Source organism: Micromonospora cynarisoli, assembly GCF_030518815.1.
GTDB classification, from domain to species: domain Bacteria; phylum Actinomycetota; class Actinomycetes; order Mycobacteriales; family Micromonosporaceae; genus Micromonospora; species Micromonospora wenchangensis.
The window spans coordinates 2,824,924-2,839,951 of the sequence record NZ_CP130426.1; the positions used below are offsets into that span (position 1 = coordinate 2,824,924).

At 71.3% G+C, this 15,028-nt stretch carries 18 protein-coding genes; 8 read left to right on the forward strand and 10 right to left on the reverse strand.

From position 1 onward, the window contains the following. The first annotated feature begins 14 nt into the window (after positions 1 to 14). Positions 15 to 302, forward strand: a complete 288-nt coding sequence (locus Q2K16_RS11595) for an Lrp/AsnC family transcriptional regulator (RefSeq protein ID WP_302745316.1) — start codon at positions 15 to 17, stop codon at positions 300 to 302. Between the two features lie 65 nt (positions 303 to 367). On the opposite strand, the gene Q2K16_RS11600 is transcribed toward Q2K16_RS11595, so the two are convergent. The 5 genes from Q2K16_RS11600 to ctaE form a co-directional block, all read right to left on the reverse strand. Beyond that, on the reverse strand, positions 368 to 1,045 hold the full coding sequence (locus Q2K16_RS11600; RefSeq protein WP_088644675.1) for a DUF4142 domain-containing protein: 678 nt from the start codon (positions 1,043 to 1,045) through the stop codon (positions 368 to 370). A gap of 182 nt (positions 1,046 to 1,227) precedes the next feature. Then, positions 1,228 to 2,853 carry a cytochrome bc1 complex cytochrome b subunit gene (gene qcrB, locus Q2K16_RS11605; protein WP_302745317.1) on the reverse strand — a complete coding sequence of 542 codons (1,626 nt, stop codon included), beginning with the start codon at positions 2,851 to 2,853 and terminating at the stop codon, positions 1,228 to 1,230. After that, positions 2,850 to 3,935 carry a cytochrome bc1 complex Rieske iron-sulfur subunit gene (qcrA, locus tag Q2K16_RS11610; RefSeq protein ID WP_302745318.1) on the reverse strand — a complete coding sequence of 362 codons (1,086 nt, stop codon included), beginning with the start codon at positions 3,933 to 3,935 and terminating at the stop codon, positions 2,850 to 2,852. The genes qcrB and qcrA overlap by 4 nt, the downstream gene beginning before the upstream one ends. Before the next feature lie 67 nt (positions 3,936 to 4,002). After that, positions 4,003 to 4,836: a cytochrome bc1 complex diheme cytochrome c subunit gene (gene qcrC / locus Q2K16_RS11615; RefSeq protein WP_204927835.1), complete on the reverse strand. Its 834-nt coding sequence runs from the start codon at positions 4,834 to 4,836 to the stop codon at positions 4,003 to 4,005. 72 nt (positions 4,837 to 4,908) lie between these two features. Beyond that, on the reverse strand, positions 4,909 to 5,508 hold the full coding sequence (ctaE, locus tag Q2K16_RS11620) for an aa3-type cytochrome oxidase subunit III (protein ID WP_088644671.1): 600 nt from the start codon (positions 5,506 to 5,508) through the stop codon (positions 4,909 to 4,911). Between the two features lie 108 nt (positions 5,509 to 5,616). On the opposite strand from ctaE, the gene Q2K16_RS11625 reads away from it, so the two are divergent. The 5 genes from Q2K16_RS11625 to Q2K16_RS11645 all read left to right on the forward strand — a co-directional run bounded on the left by Q2K16_RS11625 (position 5,617) and on the right by Q2K16_RS11645 (position 9,133). Next, on the forward strand, positions 5,617 to 6,603 hold the full coding sequence (locus Q2K16_RS11625) for a cytochrome c oxidase assembly protein (RefSeq protein ID WP_489671875.1): 987 nt from the start codon (positions 5,617 to 5,619) through the stop codon (positions 6,601 to 6,603). Positions 6,604 to 6,779: 176 nt separating this feature from the next. Continuing rightward, positions 6,780 to 7,175: a hypothetical protein gene (locus Q2K16_RS11630; RefSeq protein ID WP_302745319.1), complete on the forward strand. Its 396-nt coding sequence runs from the start codon at positions 6,780 to 6,782 to the stop codon at positions 7,173 to 7,175. An 86-nt stretch (positions 7,176 to 7,261) separates the two neighbouring features. Then, positions 7,262 to 8,308: an anthranilate phosphoribosyltransferase gene (gene trpD / locus Q2K16_RS11635; protein WP_302745320.1), complete on the forward strand. Its 1,047-nt coding sequence runs from the start codon at positions 7,262 to 7,264 to the stop codon at positions 8,306 to 8,308. Between the two features lie 141 nt (positions 8,309 to 8,449). Further along, entirely contained in the window at positions 8,450 to 8,656 is a 207-nt protein-coding gene (locus tag Q2K16_RS11640) for a hypothetical protein (protein ID WP_302745322.1), read from the forward strand. A gap of 75 nt (positions 8,657 to 8,731) precedes the next feature. Then, on the forward strand, positions 8,732 to 9,133 hold the full coding sequence (locus tag Q2K16_RS11645; RefSeq protein ID WP_302745324.1) for a VOC family protein: 402 nt from the start codon (positions 8,732 to 8,734) through the stop codon (positions 9,131 to 9,133). Positions 9,134 to 9,294: 161 nt separating this feature from the next. On the opposite strand, the gene Q2K16_RS11650 is transcribed toward Q2K16_RS11645, so the two are convergent. Both Q2K16_RS11650 and ctaC read right to left on the reverse strand, forming a co-directional pair. Beyond that, positions 9,295 to 9,723: a cytochrome c oxidase subunit 4 gene (locus tag Q2K16_RS11650; protein ID WP_088644665.1), complete on the reverse strand. Its 429-nt coding sequence runs from the start codon at positions 9,721 to 9,723 to the stop codon at positions 9,295 to 9,297. 10 nt (positions 9,724 to 9,733) lie between these two features. Next, the gene (gene ctaC / locus Q2K16_RS11655) at positions 9,734 to 10,705 is read right to left on the reverse strand and encodes an aa3-type cytochrome oxidase subunit II (protein ID WP_302745325.1); all 972 of its coding nucleotides are present in this window, start codon (positions 10,703 to 10,705) and stop codon (positions 9,734 to 9,736) included. Between the two features lie 171 nt (positions 10,706 to 10,876). On the opposite strand from ctaC, the gene Q2K16_RS11660 reads away from it, so the two are divergent. Further along, positions 10,877 to 12,028, forward strand: coding sequence for a cysteine desulfurase family protein (locus tag Q2K16_RS11660; RefSeq protein WP_302745327.1), 1,152 nt, complete (start codon positions 10,877 to 10,879; stop codon positions 12,026 to 12,028). Positions 12,029 to 12,144: 116 nt separating this feature from the next. Further along, positions 12,145 to 12,360 carry a sulfurtransferase TusA family protein gene (locus tag Q2K16_RS11665; RefSeq protein ID WP_302746447.1) on the forward strand — a complete coding sequence of 72 codons (216 nt, stop codon included), beginning with the start codon at positions 12,145 to 12,147 and terminating at the stop codon, positions 12,358 to 12,360. A 629-nt stretch (positions 12,361 to 12,989) separates the two neighbouring features. Here the strand turns inward: Q2K16_RS11665 and Q2K16_RS11670 are convergent. The 3 genes from Q2K16_RS11670 to erpA all read right to left on the reverse strand — a co-directional run bounded on the left by Q2K16_RS11670 (position 12,990) and on the right by erpA (position 14,939). Next, the gene (locus tag Q2K16_RS11670) at positions 12,990 to 13,490 is read right to left on the reverse strand and encodes a P-loop nucleotide/nucleoside kinase family protein (protein WP_302745329.1); all 501 of its coding nucleotides are present in this window, start codon (positions 13,488 to 13,490) and stop codon (positions 12,990 to 12,992) included. Then, positions 13,487 to 14,464, reverse strand: a complete 978-nt coding sequence (locus tag Q2K16_RS11675; protein ID WP_302745331.1) for a carbohydrate kinase family protein — start codon at positions 14,462 to 14,464, stop codon at positions 13,487 to 13,489. Before Q2K16_RS11675 ends, Q2K16_RS11670 begins: the two co-directional genes overlap by 4 nt. Positions 14,465 to 14,570: 106 nt before the next feature. Continuing rightward, positions 14,571 to 14,939 (reverse strand): iron-sulfur cluster insertion protein ErpA, encoded by a 369-nt coding sequence (erpA, locus tag Q2K16_RS11680; RefSeq protein WP_302745332.1) that lies wholly within the window; start codon positions 14,937 to 14,939, stop codon positions 14,571 to 14,573. Positions 14,940 to 15,028: the final 89 nt, after the last annotated feature.

The window sequence follows — 15,028 nt, forward strand, 5'->3', positions numbered from 1 at the left end:
CGGAGAATCGTCAAGTGATCACCGCGATCGTCCTGATCGACTGCGCCACCGACTCGATCCCCGAGGTGGCCGAGAACCTGGCCAACCTGCCCGGTGTCAGCGAGGTCTACTCGGTGGCCGGGCACGTCGACCTGATCGCCATCGTCCGGGTCCGGGAGTTCGAGCAGATCGCCAAGGTCATCGCCGGCAGCATCTCCAAGGTCCCCGGCGTGCTCAACACCGAGTCGCACATCGCCTTCCGCGCCTACTCCCAGCACGACCTGGAGGAGGCGTTCGCGATCGGCCTGGCCGGCGCCGACTGACAGCCGCGCACAGGTGACGGTGGCCGGCCCGCTGGGGACCGGCCACCGTCAGGTGGTACGGGACGTCAGCTGTTGCCCGGAGCCGGCGTCTCGGTGGTGCCACCCGGCTCCGGCGACTCCGTGGTGCCGCCCGGGGCCGGGGACTCGGTCGTGCCGCCCGGAGCCGGCGTACCGCTGCCACCCGGGCTCGCGGTGCCGCTGGCGCTGGTCTGCGGGACCGGAACGCCCAGCTCCTGGGCCAGGGCGACCAGCGCGTCGTAGTGCGCCTGCAACACCGGCAGCGCGTCCTGCGCGAGCTGGACCACCGACTGCTCGGAGCCCTGCGAGATCTCGGTCTGGGTCGCCTGGATGGCCTGCACGTGACCGGCCAGCTCAGCGGTCACCCACGCCTTGTCGAACGCGGCGCCGTTGAGGCCGTTGAGCTTGTCGATCACCTTCTGCTGGTCGGCCGTCGGCGCGTTCGGCAGGGTCACGTTCAGCTGCTGGGCGGTGCTCTTCACCGTCTGGTCGAGCTGGGTGTGATCGGTGACGAACTGCTGCCCCAACTGCTTGACCTGCTCGTTCTGCCCCTTCTTCTGGGCCAGGTTCCCGGTGACGATCTCCGCCAGGTTGACCTGGTGCACCGCCTGCAGGTACTGGGTGTCCTGCGCCGACGGCTGCGCGGCGGCCTGCGCGGCAGCCGCGGGGGCCAGGCCGACCACCACCAGCGTGGCCAGCAGTCCCAGGCGTTTGATACCCAACATGTTCCCTCCCCGTTTTTCGTTGGACCGCACGGATACCCGGCTGGCGCGGGTTATTCCTGTGCTTTCCACCCGTTGGTGGCCGGTCACGCCCCCACCGCCCGCCCGGCGGGGCGGCCACCGCAACGGACGAAGCGCCCGCCGGAGTTCTCCGGCGGGCGCTTCGGTGCAGTGGTACGGGCAGGTCAGCGGCGGGAATCCCCGCTGCCGATCTCCTCCCGCTCGGGGCGGGGTTCCACCGGCGGGTGCCCCGGCGAGACAGGTGCCTCGACCGGCTTCTCGATCGGGTAGAAGAAGCCCCGGATCGCCGGGCCGAGCGCCCCGAGCCGGTTCATCTTCTTCGGCACCACCCAGCCGACGTAGTCCAGTTCGCCGTGCCCGTGGCCGTCACCGGCGCTGAGCGGCTGGTGGACCTCCTCGAACCGGCCGTCGGGCAGCCGCCGGATGATGCCGGTCTCCACGCCGTGGGCCAGCACCTCCCGGTCGTGCTGCTGGAGACCGAGGCAGATCCGGTACGTGACGTAGTACGCCAGCGGCGGGATGAACAGCAGGCCGATCCGGCCCGCCCAGGTCATCGCGTTCAGGCTGATGTGGAACTTGTCGGCGATCACGTCGTTGGCCCCGGAGAGGGTCAGCACGATGTAGAAGGCGACGGCCATCGCGCCCACCGCGGTCCGGGCCGGCACGTCCCGGGGGCGTTGCAGCAGGTTGTGGTGCCGGTAGTCCTTGAGCTGCCGTGCCTCCACGAACGGGTAGAGCGTGGAGAGGCCGACCAGGATGCCGGGCAGCACGACCGTCGGCCAGAACAGCGGCGGGATGACGTACCCGTTGCCGATCGGGATGTTGATCTCCCAGGCGGGCATCAGGCGGGTCGAGCCGTCGAGGAACATGACGTACCAGTCGGGCTGGCTGGCGGCCGAGACCACCCACGCCTCGTACGGGCCGAAATACCAGATCGGGTTGATCTGGAACAGGCCGCCCATCAGCGCGATCACGCCGAAGACGACCATGAAGAAGCCGCCCTGCTTGAGCGCGTAACGCGGGAACATCCGCTCGCCGACCACGTTCTCGTTGGTCCGACCGGGGCCGGGCCACTGGGTGTGCTTCTGCTTGAATACCAGACCCAGGTGGGCGCTGATCAGCGCGACCAGCAGACCCGGGATCAGCAGCACGTGGGCGATGAAGAACCGGCTGATGATGATCTCGCCGGGGAACTCGCCGCCGAAGATCGACGAGGTGACCCAGGAGCCGATCACCGGGATCGACAGCATGATGCCGGAGGCGATCCGCAGACCGGTGCCGGACAGGCCGTCGTCCGGCAGCGAGTAGCCGGTGAAGCCGGCCAGGAAGCCGACCCAGAACAGCAGCGAGCCGATGATCCAGTTGGTCTCCCGCGGCTTGCGGAACGCGCCGGTGAAGAAGACCCGCATCATGTGCACCACGATCGCGGCCATGAACAGCAGCGCGGACCAGTGGTGCATCTGGCGCATGATCAGGCCACCCCGGACATCGAACGAGATGTCCAGGCTGGAGGCGTACGCGGCGGACATCGGGGTGCCCCGCAGCGGGGCGTAGCTGCCGTTGTAGACCACCTCGGTCATCGCCGGCTCGTAGAAGAAGGTCAGGAAGACCCCGGTGAGCAGCAGCACGACGAACGAGAAGAGTGCGATCTCGCCGAGCAGGAACGACCAGTGGTCCGGGAAGACCTTGTTGAGCAGCTTGCGCAGCGGGGTGGCGACCTGGAAGCGGTCGTCCACTCCGCCGGCGGCCTTGCCCGGCACCGCTGCTACGTCAAACTTTCGGCGCTTCATGGCCGCTCCCAGAAGTCGGGGCCGACGGTTTCGGTGTAGTCGGACTTCGCCACGAAGAAGCCGTCCTCGTCCACCTCGATCGGCAGCTGGGGCAGCCGCCGGCTCGCCGGGCCGAAGACCGGCCGGGCGTTGTCGGTGATCAGGAACTGGCTCTGGTGACACGGGCAGAGCAGCCGGTTGGTCTGCTGCTCGTACAGGCTCGCCGGGCAGCCGGCGTGGGTGCAGATCTTGGAGTACGCCGCGTAGTTGCCCCACATGTAGTCACCGTGGCCGACCCGCGAGTTGGCCTGCCGGGACTTCTCCGCGTCGGTCTCCCGCAGGTGGATCAGCAGGGTCGGCGAGTCGGCGTGCTTGTTGCTCACCCCGTGCTCGATGCCGGGAAACACGGTGAGCTGGCCACCGGCGCTGACGTCGGCCGGGCGGATCGGCCGGCCGTCCTCGCGGACCAGCCGGATCTTCTTACCGTCCTGCGGGGCGAAGCCGGTGGTGAACATCTGGTTGTTCTTGTGCGGGTTGGAGATCAGCCCGCCGACCAGCGGGGCTGCGGCGACCGCGCCGACCGGCAGCAGGCCGGCGACCAGCGAGACGCCGAGCAGCGGACGACGCCGCACCCCCATCTCGTCGGCGAGGTAGAGCATGGTCTCGCCGGTGATCTTCCGGTCCTCCGCCGAGCCGGGACCGTCGTGCCGGTCCTGGATCGAGACCTCCTTGGGCAGCAGCTTCTTGCCCCAGGTGAGGATACCGAAGCCGATGCCGAGCAGGGCGACGCCCAGGGTGAGGCCGAGCAGCGGGGTGTACCACTTGTCGCCGCCGCGACCCGGCTCGTACTCCCAGGGCCACCAGATGTAGACGACCAGGAACGCGGTGGCGGCCAGGCCGGTGAGCAGGAACATCGCCGCGACCGTACGGGTCAGCCGGCGCTCGGCCTTGCTGCCCGGGACGACCTGCTCCTCGTAGTGGACGATCTCGATGTCGTCCCGGCGGGCGCCCTCGGTGACGATGTCGAACCGGGAGAGCCGGGGGTCGTGGACGTCGAGCGGCTCCCGGTCCTGCGGGGCGTGCTGCTCGGTCTTGGCGCTCATGCCGTCACCTCGCTACGGGCGGTGCCGGCGCACGGCACCACGGCAATGGTGTTGACGATCCGCTCGGTCACGACTTGCCCGCAATCCACAGGCTCGCGAAGACCAGCGCGACGATGCCCACCAGGAAGATCGCCAGGCCCTCGGTGGACGGGCCGTACCGGCCGAGGTTGAAGCCGCCCTGGTCCTGGTCGGCCTTCAGGGTCTCCTGGATGTAGGCGATGATGTCCGCCTTCTGCTCCGGGGTGATCTGGTTGTCGCCGAACACCGGCATGTTCTGCGGGCCGCTGAGCATCGCGGCGTAGATCTGCGCGTCGCTGGCCGGGTTCAGGCTCGGGGCGTACTTGCCTGAGGAGAGCGCGCCGCCGCCGCCGCCGAAGGCGTGGCACTGCGAGCAGTTGATCCGGAACAGCTCGCCACCGGTGGCCAGGTTGGCGCCCTCGCGGAGGTTGCCCTGCGGGACCTGCGGGCCCCCGCCGAGCTCCTGGATGTACTGGCCGAGCTGGCGCACCTGCTCGTCGGTGAAGACCGGCGGCTTGCGCATGGCCTGCGCCTCCTGCCGGGCCATCGGCATCCGACCGCTGCCGACCTGGAACTCGACCGACGCGGAGCCGACCCCGATCAGGCTCGGGCCACGACCCTCGACACCCTGGGCGTTGCGGCCGTGGCAGGTCACGCAGCTCACGTCGAACAGCGCCTTGCCCTCGGCCGCGGCGCCGGTGAGCGGCGGGTTTTCCTGCGCCTGCACGCCGGGGGCGAAGACGGTGTAGGCGCCGCCGGCCAGCGTCAACGCGGCGATCAGCCGGAACGCCGCGCCCAGCCGGCGGCGGCCCCTGCTGCGCGCCGCGGGCCGCCCGCGCAGGCGCGCGAGCAGACCGCGTCGGCGGTCGTTGTCAGAAGTCATGACCTGTGTCCTTAACCGGTTGGACCTTGTCTCAGGGGACGGAGCAGCGGCGCGGAACGTGACACGCCAAGATCACTGAAGCCAGTAGATCATGCCGTACAGCCCGATCCACACGACGTCGACGAAGTGCCAGTAGTACGACACGACGATCGCCGACGTGGCCTGGGCCGGGGTGAACCGACCCATGGTGGTGCGGATCATGAAGATGATGAAGGCGATGAGACCGCCGGTCACGTGCAGGCCGTGGAAGCCGGTGGTCAGGTAGAACATCGACCCGTAACCGTCTTCGTTGATCTTCACGCCCTCGTGCACCAGGGTCAGGTACTCGTTCGCCTGGCCGAGCACGAAGATCAGGCCCATCACGAAGGTGATCGTGAACCAGCGCCGCAGGGCGTGGACGTCACCCTTCTCGGCCGCGAACACACCGAGCTGGCAGGTCACCGAGGACAGCACCAGGATCACCGTGAAGGTGGTCGCATAGGGGATGTTGAGAACCTCGGTGTGCTTCTCCCACTGCTCCGGCGCCGCCGCGCGGATCGAGAAGTACATCGCGAACAGCGCCGCGAAGAACATGAGTTCGCTGGAGAGCCACACGATCGTCCCGACGCTGACCATGTTGGGCCGCGTCAGAGAGTGGATCCGGCTCTTGTCAATGGCTGGGGCCGCAGTCACGCGGTCATTATTGCCCTTGACCGGGGCGGGCGATCAGCGGGGGGCCAAACCCGGGGAGGGGATGGCCCGATCGTGGCGGTCCGGTTCGCCTGGCCTAGCCTGAAAAGCGTGCTGCACGTCGATTCGATCTTCGCCGCCACCTCGGCGACCCCGCCCACCAGCCTCGCGGCCGGCGGCGTCGAGGTACCGCCGCCGTTCGACATCACCCGGGTCTTCACCGAGACCCGGCTGGACAGCTGGCTCGCCCTGGGCCTGGTCCTCGCCGCCGGCCTCTACCTCTACGGGGTCCACCGGCTGCGGCTGCGCGGCGACCGCTGGCCCGTGATCCGTACCGTCTGCTTCCTCGGGCCCGGCCTGGGCGGCATCGCCGCGGTCACCGTCAGCGGCCTGCACGCCTACGACACCGCGCTGCTCTCGGTGCACATGGTGCAGCACATGGTGCTGTCGATGATCTCCCCGATCTTCCTGGCCCTGGGCGCGCCCGTCACCCTGGCGTTGCGCACCCTGCCGGTCGGCCCGCGCAAGCGGCTGCTGGCCGTCGTGCACAGCCGGATCGCCCGGATCTACGGCTTCCCGCTGGTGGCGTTCGCCATCTTCGTGGTCAACCCGTTCGCGCTCTACTTCACCGACCTGTACCGCTACACCCTCGAACACGCCTGGGCGCACGAGCTGGTGCACGCGCACTTCATCATGACCGGCTGCGTGTTCTTCTGGCCGCTGCTCGGGCTCGACCCGCTGCCCGGCCGCTGGCCGTACCCGGCGCGGGCGCTGCTGATGCTGCTGTCGGTGCCGTTCCACACCGTGCTCGGGCTCACCATCATGCAGAGCACCACCCTGTTCGGCGGCGACTGGTACCCCTCGCTCAACCTGGCCTGGTCCGACCCATGGAACGACCAGGTGGTCGCCGGCGGCATCCTGTGGGCCGGTGGCGAGTTCGTCAGCGTGACGATGATCGCGGTGCTGGTGGTGCAGTGGATCAAGCAGTCCGAGCGGGAGGCCCGCCGGGTGGACCGCGAGCTGGACCGGCAGGAGGCCCGCGACCGCGCCGCCGAGGCCGCCGCCACCCCGGCCGCAGCCCCCGCAAACCCGTCCTGAGCTGCCGCGACACCCGGTCCGCCGGGGGCCGGCAGGCGGGATGTCGGGTACGCCACACCGCCCGGTACGATCAACGGGCAGCAACGAGGAGTACAGCCCATGAGTGAGCGCAGCGAGCGAGTCAGGCTCAGTGCGACGGTGCCTCATCACGGCACGGAGCGAAGCGGAGTGCCGGCATGAGCGAGCGTCTTTGCACCGTCCTGCTCTACAGCGACGACCAGCAGGTCCGGGACCGGATGCGGTTGGCCGTCGGCACCCGTCCCGCGCCGGGCATCCAGATCGAGTTCGTCGAGGCGTCCGACTACGCCGGCTGCGTCCGGCTGGTCGACGACTACGAGATCGACCTGATGCTGCTCGACGGCGAGGCCAGCCCCGGCGGCGGCCTCGGCATCGCCCGCCAGATCAAGGACGACCGGGACGACGCCCCGCCGACGTGCGTAATCATCGCCCGGGCCGCCGACCGATGGCTCGCCTCGTACGCGCAGGTCGACGGCGTGCTGATGCACCCGCTCGACCCGGTGACCACCGGCACCACGGTCGCCGAGCTGCTGCGTACGCACGCCGCCGCCTGAGTCGCAGACACTCGGCGGCGCCCAGGCGCCCGGGGTGACGGGCGCACCCGTCCACCCGCACCCCACGCCCGCTCGGGAGGCCCACGATGGGCGAACGGACCTGGCCGCACCTGCTCAACGCGCTACTGCGCGGCGACGAGCTGTCCACCGCCGACACCGCCTGGGCGATGAACGAGATCATGGCGGGTGCCGCCGTACCAGCGCAGATCGCCGGGTTCGCGATCGCGCTGCGGGCCAAGGGCGAGACCCCTGCCGAACTGGCCGGCCTGGTCGAGGCGATGCTCGGCAACGCGGTGCCGGTGACCCTGCCGGAGGAGCTGCGGCGCACCTCGGTCGACGTGGTGGGCACCGGCGGTGACCTCGCCCACACGGTCAACATCTCGACGATGACCGCGCTGGTGGTGGCCGGTGCCGGCGTCCGGGTGGTCAAGCACGGCAACCGGGCCGCGTCGTCGCTGTGCGGCACCGCCGACCTGCTGGAGTTCTTCGGCGTACCGCTGGACCTGGGTCCGGAGCAGGTGACCCGGTGCGTGGCCGAGGCGGGGATCGGCTTCTGCTTCGCGGCCCGGTTCCATCCCGGGATGCGCCACGCCGGCCCGGTCCGCCGGGAGATCGGCGTGCCGACCGCGTTCAACTTCCTTGGCCCGCTGACCAACCCGGCCCGGCCGCACGCCGGGGCGGTCGGCTGCTTCGACGCCCGGATGGCCCCCGTGATGGCCGAGGTGTTCGCCCGCCGGGGCGACTCGGTGATCGTGATGCGCGGCGAGGACGGCCTGGACGAGTTCACCACCGCCGCGCCGACCCGGGTCTGGGTGGCCCAGCAGGGCACCGTACGGGAGGCGCTGCTGGACGCGGCCGATCTCGGGGTACCCCGGTCCACCCTGGCCGACCTGCGGGGCGGCGACGCGGCCCACAACGCCGCCGTGGCCCGACGGCTGCTGGCCGGCGAGACCGGTCCGGTCCGCGACGCCGTCCTGGTCAACTCGGCCGTCGCGCTGGCCACCCAGGCCCCGCTGGACGGTGACCTCACCGAGGCGGTCCGCGCCGGCATGGCCCGGGCCGCCGAATCCGTCGACTCGGGCGCGGCGGCGACCGTCCTGGAACGCTGGGTCGACGTCGCCCGCTCCCTCTGACCCGCCGTTCTGCCCGGCCGCCCCGGTGGGGCTGACGGGGAAGTGTCGGAGGGGCGTGGGAAACTACACGGGAGTAGTTTTTCCGTCTCCGACGATGGCGGCGATGCCCATCGGCGGGTTCCGGAGCGAGAGGAGACGCCCGTGTCGGACCGCGAGCTCTACTGCGACACCTGCGGGGGCGTTCAGCCGTTCGAGACACCGCCGTGCGCCGACGGCCACGGCGTCGACTGCCCCGAGCTGCTCTGCACCGGCTGCGGCGCGGCAGTGCTGATCGCGACCTTCGCCTTCCAGCCCGCCCGCCTCGCTGACCGCCAGCGTAGGCCGTCGACCGGTCGGCACGCCGCCTGACCCGGGCAGGGCGTCGTCGGCTCCCCGGTCCCGTCCCGGGCTCCGGCCTGCCGAGCCGGATGGCAGGATCACCTGATGCTCCGACTCACCGATTTCATCATCGACTGCCCGGACACGATGAAGCTCTCGGCCTTCTACGCCGCGGTGACGGGTCGCCCGGTCAGGGAGGGCAGCGACGAGGAGTGGGCCGGCATCCGGTTCGGCGAGATCGAGCTGGCCTTCATCAGGGTGGCGGACTACCGCGCCCCGCGGTGGCCCGACGGCGAGCACCCCAAACAGTTCCACCTCGACTTCGAAGTCGACGACATCGAGGCCGAACAGCGCCGCGTGCTGACCCTCGGCGCGACCCTGGAGCAGGACTTCGTCGGCCCCGACGGCTACGGATGGCGGGTCTACACCGACCCCGTCGGCCACCCCTTCTGCCTCTGCCGCAACAAGGGTGTCACCTGGACCGACCAGGGACCCGTCTGGCCCTAACCCGCCTGATCCCCACCCGGCCTGCCTGACCTGCTCGACCGAGGCGGAACAGCGGTGTCAGATCGCTGGGAACACCGCCACTTCGCCCGCCCCGGAGCCGGTCACCGAACGGCGACAGGCCCGCCTCTCCCGGGTCGGGAAGGCGGGCCTGTCGGTCCGGATCAGTGCTCGGCGGTGCGGCGGGTGCCGGAGTAGTACTCGAAGAGCAGGCCGCAGGCGGCGAAGATGACCAGCACCAGGCCCAGGCCGAGCAGCCAGAACTGCCAGAACACCAGGCCGAGGCCGGCGATCGCGGCGGCCAGCGCCAGCCCGAACGGCCAGTAGCTGCCAGGGCTGAAGAAGCCGATCTCGCCCGCGCCGTCGGCGATCTCGCCGTCCGGACGGTCCTCCGGGCGCAGGTCGATGCGGCGGGAGACGAACCAGAAGAAGCCGCCGCACATCGCGCAGAGCAGGAAGGAGAGCAGCAGGGCCACCGTACCGACCCACTCGACGTGGCCACCGGAGTCGCCGTACGTCCACGCGCCGTAGAGGGCCGTCGCGCCGAGCAGGAACACGGCGATGATCAGGAAGATACGCCACTCGGTCTTCATGCCGGATACCTCAGTTTCCCGCGCTCGCGGACGCGTCGTCCGGGTTGAAGTTGTCCTTCGTACGACGGGTGTCGAAGGGCTGCGTGGTCTTCGCGTACGGGTCCTGGCCGATGGCGGTCAGCGCCTCCTGCGTCGACCTGCCGTCCCGCTTCGCGGCGAGGAACCGGTCGTACGCCTCCGGGGAGACCACCCGCAGCTCGAAGTTCATGAAGGCGTGGTAGCTGCCGCACAGCTCGGCGCAGCGGCCCACGTACGCGCCCTCGGACTCCAGCTTGGAGACCTCGAACACGTTACGGATCTTGCCGGGCATCACGTCGCGCTTGAACAGCAGTTCCGGCACCCAGAAGGAGTGGATGACGTCGCGGCTGGTCTCCTCGAACCGGATGGACCGGTTGGTCGGCAGCACCAGCACCGGGATGACCTCGCTGGTGCCGAGCACCGACGCCACGGTGTTGGCCTCGGCGCCCTGGCCGTCGCGGTAGTTGAACTGCCAGTTCCACTTGAAGGCGACGACCTCGACGGTGACGTCGGGGTTCTTCGTCGTCCGCACCACGTCGGTCTGGACCACCGCCGTGTAGTAGAAGAGCACGGAGACGATCAGGATCGGCGCGATGGTGTAGAGGAACTCCATCGGCAGGTTGTAGCGGGTCTGCACCGGCAGCTCGTTGCCGCGCTTGCGGTAGCGCACGACGCACCAGAAGATCAGGCCCCAGACGAAGACACCGACCGCCAGGGCGGCGATGCAGGAGGCGATCCACAGGTCGTACATCCGGTGCGACTCGGGGGTGATGCCGCCCTGCGGCCAGCCGAAGCCGTCGACCGAGCGGCCGACGTCACACCCGGTGAGCAGAACCAGCAGCGCAGCTCCGCCGAGACCGAGCCCGGCGAGCCGGCCAGCACCACGCCGCCGACGCACACCGGCTCCGGGGGAAGCACCGTGCCGTACGGCCGACGGCCGTACCTCCGAACTCCTTGCGACCACCTGGTCCTGCCTCCCTAGCGCGCCGCGGTGGGGTATTCCATCAGCACCGACGGCAAAGGCGTCACCGACGGTCGCAGATTACTCGACCATGGCGGGCTCGACGGTCTTGGGGTCAGTGTCCGCCCCCATCGGGGGGTGCCGTCCGCCCCCGACGCGATAGCGTCTGCGGTCGTGAGTGCCCACCCGGTCTACCTGGACGCGGCCACCGCCGCGCCGCTGCACCCGGTCGCCCGGCAGGCGCTGCTGGCCGCCCTCGACGACGGCTGGGCCGACCCCGCCCGCCTCTACACCCGGGCCCGCCGCGCCGGGCAGCTCCTCGACGCCGCCCGCGAGGCCACCGCCGACACCCTCGGCGTCCGCCCCGACGAGGTCTCCTTCACCCCCAGCGGTACGCACGCCGCGCACTCCGCCGTGCTCGGCGGCCTGGTCGGCCGGCAGCGGGTCGGGGCGACGCTGGTGCACTCGGCGATCGAGCACTCGGCGGTGCTGCACGCCGCGCAGCGGCACGTGGCGGCCGGTGGGGCCGCCACGTCCGTACCGGTGGACCGGCTCGGACGGCTCGACCTGGCCGCCTGGTCGGCGGCGGTGCGCTCCCCCGGGGTGGCGCTGGCGACGCTGATCGGGGCGAGTCACGAGGTGGGCACCGTGCAACCGGTCGCCGGGGCGGCCGACGCCTGCGCCGCCGTCGGGGTGCCGCTGCACGTCGACGCGGCCCAGCTCGTCGGCCGGATACCGGTGCCCGCCGGCTGGTCGGTGCTGACCGCCAGCGCGCACAAGTGGGGCGGTCCGCCCGGGGTCGGGCTGCTCGTGGTCCGCAAGGGCACCCGCTGGGAGTCGCCGTGGCCGGCCGACGAGCGGGAGTTCGGGCGTACCCCCGGGGTGGTGAACCTGCCGGCGGTGGTGGCGGCGGCGGCGAGCCTGCGCGCGGTGGCGGCCGACGCGGCGGCCGAGGCGGCCCGGCTGACGCCCCTGGTGGACCTGATCCGGTCCCGGGTCGCCGCCGAGGTGCCGGACGTCGAGGTCGTCGGCGACCCGGTGGACCGGCTCCCCCACCTGGTGACGTTCTCCTGCCTGTACGTCGACGGCGAGGTGCTGCTGCACGCGCTGGACCGGCGCGGCTTCGCCGTCTCCTCCGGTTCCTCCTGCACCTCCTCCACGCTGCGCCCGTCACACGTGCTCGAGGCGATGGGGGTGCTGTCGCACGGCAACGTCCGGGTTTCGCTGCACCGGGAGACCACCGGGGCGGACGTCGAGCGGTTCCTCGCCGAACTGCCCGGGATCGTCGCCGAGCTGCGCGCCGACGCCGGCGTGGTGGGCCTGTGACCACCGCGCCGGATGACCCCCCAGCCGGGACGGACGACCTCCCGCCCGGGACGGACGACGACCGGGTCGGGACGGTGGGCCAACCGACCCGGACCAGCGGCGACGGGGCCGGGCCGGTGGAGGTGCTGGACTGTCGGGGGCAGCGCTGCCCGCTGCCGGTGATCGCGCTGGCCCGTCGGCTGCCCGAACTGCCCGTCGGCACGATCCTGCGGGTCCTCGCCGACGACCCGGCCGCCGCCGTCGACATCCCCGCCTGGTGCCGGATGCGCGCCCAGGAGTTCGTCACCACCACCCCCGACGGCCCCGCCTACGACATCCGCCGCACCCACTGACCCACCCCACCCCACCCCATCCCCACCCCACTCCGCCCGGCCCCGTCCCGCCCCTCCCGCCGTCGATCATGGAGTTATGGTGGTCGTTATGCGGCATTACTGCCGTCTCCGAGGCACCACAACTCCATGATCGACGGGGGTGGGGGTGGGGCCAAGTTGGGCGGCGGGTGGGGGGCGGGATGTCGCGCGCTCGGCGGTGGTGGGGTGGCCGGTTGACGGCTCCGTCCGGCGGGTCCGGGGCCGGCGGCTCACCGACGTGATCCGCTCGTCCTGCACCGGTGATCGGCGAGGCGGCGTCACGGGTACCGGTCAGCGGCGACGAGATCCGGCGGGCGCGGCGCTCACCTGACCGCCATGTCGGGGCTGCCGAACGTCACCGTTCGGGGGGTCCGCCCGAGGGCGGGCCGCACGCCGCGACCCCGTTGGGCAGGTTCGTCCTGCTGGACTTCGCCGGCGTCAGCCCGATCGCCCACGGCGAGGGGCCCCTCCGGCGCGGTGCCGGCCTTCCCGGCGTGCCAGCGGTGGGCGTTCGCCGCCGCACCACCCCGACCCGCTTCCCGGTCAGGCCGGCTGACCTCGCCGGACGCGGGGGAACCGGCCCCGGGATCAGGGCAGCCGGCCGCTGACAGTCAGGCGAGGTACCGCAGGATCGCCGGGAGCGGGTCGATCGGGATGGTGGTGTCGACCACCAGCCGGGGGCCGATCAGCGGTTCGTACCCCGCGCCGCGCTGCCGGGTCTGCTCCCAGGTAGGGGCGAGCGGGTCGGCGACGTGCCGGGCCTCGACCCGGCGGCGCAGTTCCGCCTCGTCGCCGCAGTACACCTCGATCAGCCGCAGCGGCACCCCGGCCCGTTCGGCCAGCTCGAACCAGAGCCCCCGGGTGCCGGCTGCCGGGTTGGCCGCGTCGACCACCACGCTGGTGCCCAACCCCAGCTGCACCTCGGCCAGCCCGGCCAGCGCGTCGTAGCCGGCCGGGCCGGACCCGGGGCCGGTCAGCCCGTGCCGGGCCAGCGCCCGCTCGATCGGGTCGACCGGCAGCACCGCCGCGCCCAACGCCACGCCGACCTGCCCGGCGAGGGTGCTCTTGCCCACCCCCGGCAGGCCGGCGAACACGACCAGGAGCTGCGTCATGGCACCAGGTGCGGCCGAACGTCCTCGGCGGCGGCGTCACCGTACGACTCGGCCAGCCGCTTGACGAACAGGTCGCGGCGTACGTCGTACTCCTGGGTGCCTACGGTCTCCAGCACCAGGGTGGCCAGCAGCGAGCCGACCTGGGCGGCGCGTTCCAGGCCGAGACCCCAGGACAGGGCGGCGAAGAAACCGGCCCGGAAGCCGTCGCCGACCCCGGTCGGGTCGACGGCCCGGATCTCCCTGGCGATCGGCACCCGGAACGGCTCCGCGCCCCGGGTGGCGACCTCGACGCCGTCCTTGCCGAGGGTGGTGACCCGGACCTTCACCCGCTCCAGGAGCTGGGCGTCGGTCAGGCCGGCCTTGCTCTGCAGCAGCGACTTCTCGTAGTCGTTGGTCATCAGGTATTCGGCACCGTCGATCAGCGAGACCACGTCCGCGCCGTCCATCCGGGCGAGCTGCTGGGACGGGTCGGCGACGAAGGCGTAGCCCCGGTCCCGGCACTCGGCCGAGTGCCGGATCATCGCCTCCGGGTCGTTCGCGCTGACCAGGACCAGGTCGAGGCCACCGAGCCGATCCGCGACGGGGCCCAGCTCGATGTTGCGGGCCTCGCTCATCGCGCCGGCGTAGAACGAGGCGATCTGGCACATGTCGGTGTCGGTGGTGCAGACGAAGCGGGCGGTGTGCGCCACCTCACTGACGTGCACCGAGTCGCAGTCCACGCCGTGCCGCTCCAGCCAGGAGCGGTAGTCGGCGAAGTCGGCGCCGACCGCGCCGAGCAGGATCGGACGCAGCCCAAGCTGCCCCATGCCGAAGGCGATGTTGGCGGCCACCCCGCCCCGGCGCAGCACCAGATCGTCCACCAGGAAGGAGAGCGACACCTTGTGCAGCTGGTCGGCGATGAGCTGGTCGGCGAAGCGACCCGGGAAGCTCATCAGGTGGTCGGTCGCGATCGAGCCGGTCACGGCGATCTTCATGTCAACCCTCGGGGTCGGGAGCACGGCGCGGGTCAGCCTACCGGTCCGGGCGGGACGACGAGGGGGCCGTCCCGGCGTGGGACGGCCCCCTCGGACGGACCGGGACTCAGCTGAACGAGTCGCCGCAGGCGCAGGAGCTGCCCGCGTTCGGGTTGTCGATGGTGAAACCCTGGGCGTCGATCCGGTCGGCGAAGTCGATGGTCGCCCCGGCCAGGTAGGGGGCGCTCATCCGGTCGACGACGACCTCGACCCCGCCGAAGTCGGTGACGACGTCACCGTCGAGCGAACGCTCGTCGAAGAAGAGCTGGTACCGCAGGCCGGAGCAGCCACCCGGCTGCACCGCGACCCGCAGCCGCAGGTCGTCGCGGCCCTCCTGCTCGATCAGGGCCTTGACCTTCTGCGCCGCGACGTCGGTGAGGACGACGGAAGTGGGGGCCTGGGCCTCGGTCGGGTCGGTCTGCGCTGGCGTGGTCACGTGGAAATCTCCCTGCGCGGTATGGGTCCGGACACCCTGGCCAACAGCACGTCGCGGCCAGTGATTCCCGGTGCGGTCCACCTCCGATG

Coding starts and splice junctions, on each gene's coding strand:
- Q2K16_RS11600 (WP_088644675.1), bottom strand. CDS start 1,045: ATGTTGGGTATCAAACGCCTGGGACTGCTGGCCACGCTGGTGGTGGTC.
- qcrB (WP_302745317.1), bottom strand. CDS start 2,853: ATGAAGCGCCGAAAGTTTGACGTAGCAGCGGTGCCGGGCAAGGCCGCC.
- qcrA (WP_302745318.1), bottom strand. CDS start 3,935: ATGAGCGCCAAGACCGAGCAGCACGCCCCGCAGGACCGGGAGCCGCTC.
- qcrC (WP_204927835.1), bottom strand. CDS start 4,836: ATGACTTCTGACAACGACCGCCGACGCGGTCTGCTCGCGCGCCTGCGC.
- Q2K16_RS11630 (WP_302745319.1), top strand. CDS start 6,780: ATGAGCGAGCGTCTTTGCACCGTCCTGCTCTACAGCGACGACCAGCAG.
- trpD (WP_302745320.1), top strand. CDS start 7,262: ATGGGCGAACGGACCTGGCCGCACCTGCTCAACGCGCTACTGCGCGGC.
- Q2K16_RS11645 (WP_302745324.1), top strand. CDS start 8,732: ATGCTCCGACTCACCGATTTCATCATCGACTGCCCGGACACGATGAAG.
- Q2K16_RS11650 (WP_088644665.1), bottom strand. CDS start 9,723: ATGAAGACCGAGTGGCGTATCTTCCTGATCATCGCCGTGTTCCTGCTC.
- Q2K16_RS11670 (WP_302745329.1), bottom strand. CDS start 13,490: ATGACGCAGCTCCTGGTCGTGTTCGCCGGCCTGCCGGGGGTGGGCAAG.
- Q2K16_RS11675 (WP_302745331.1), bottom strand. CDS start 14,464: ATGAAGATCGCCGTGACCGGCTCGATCGCGACCGACCACCTGATGAGC.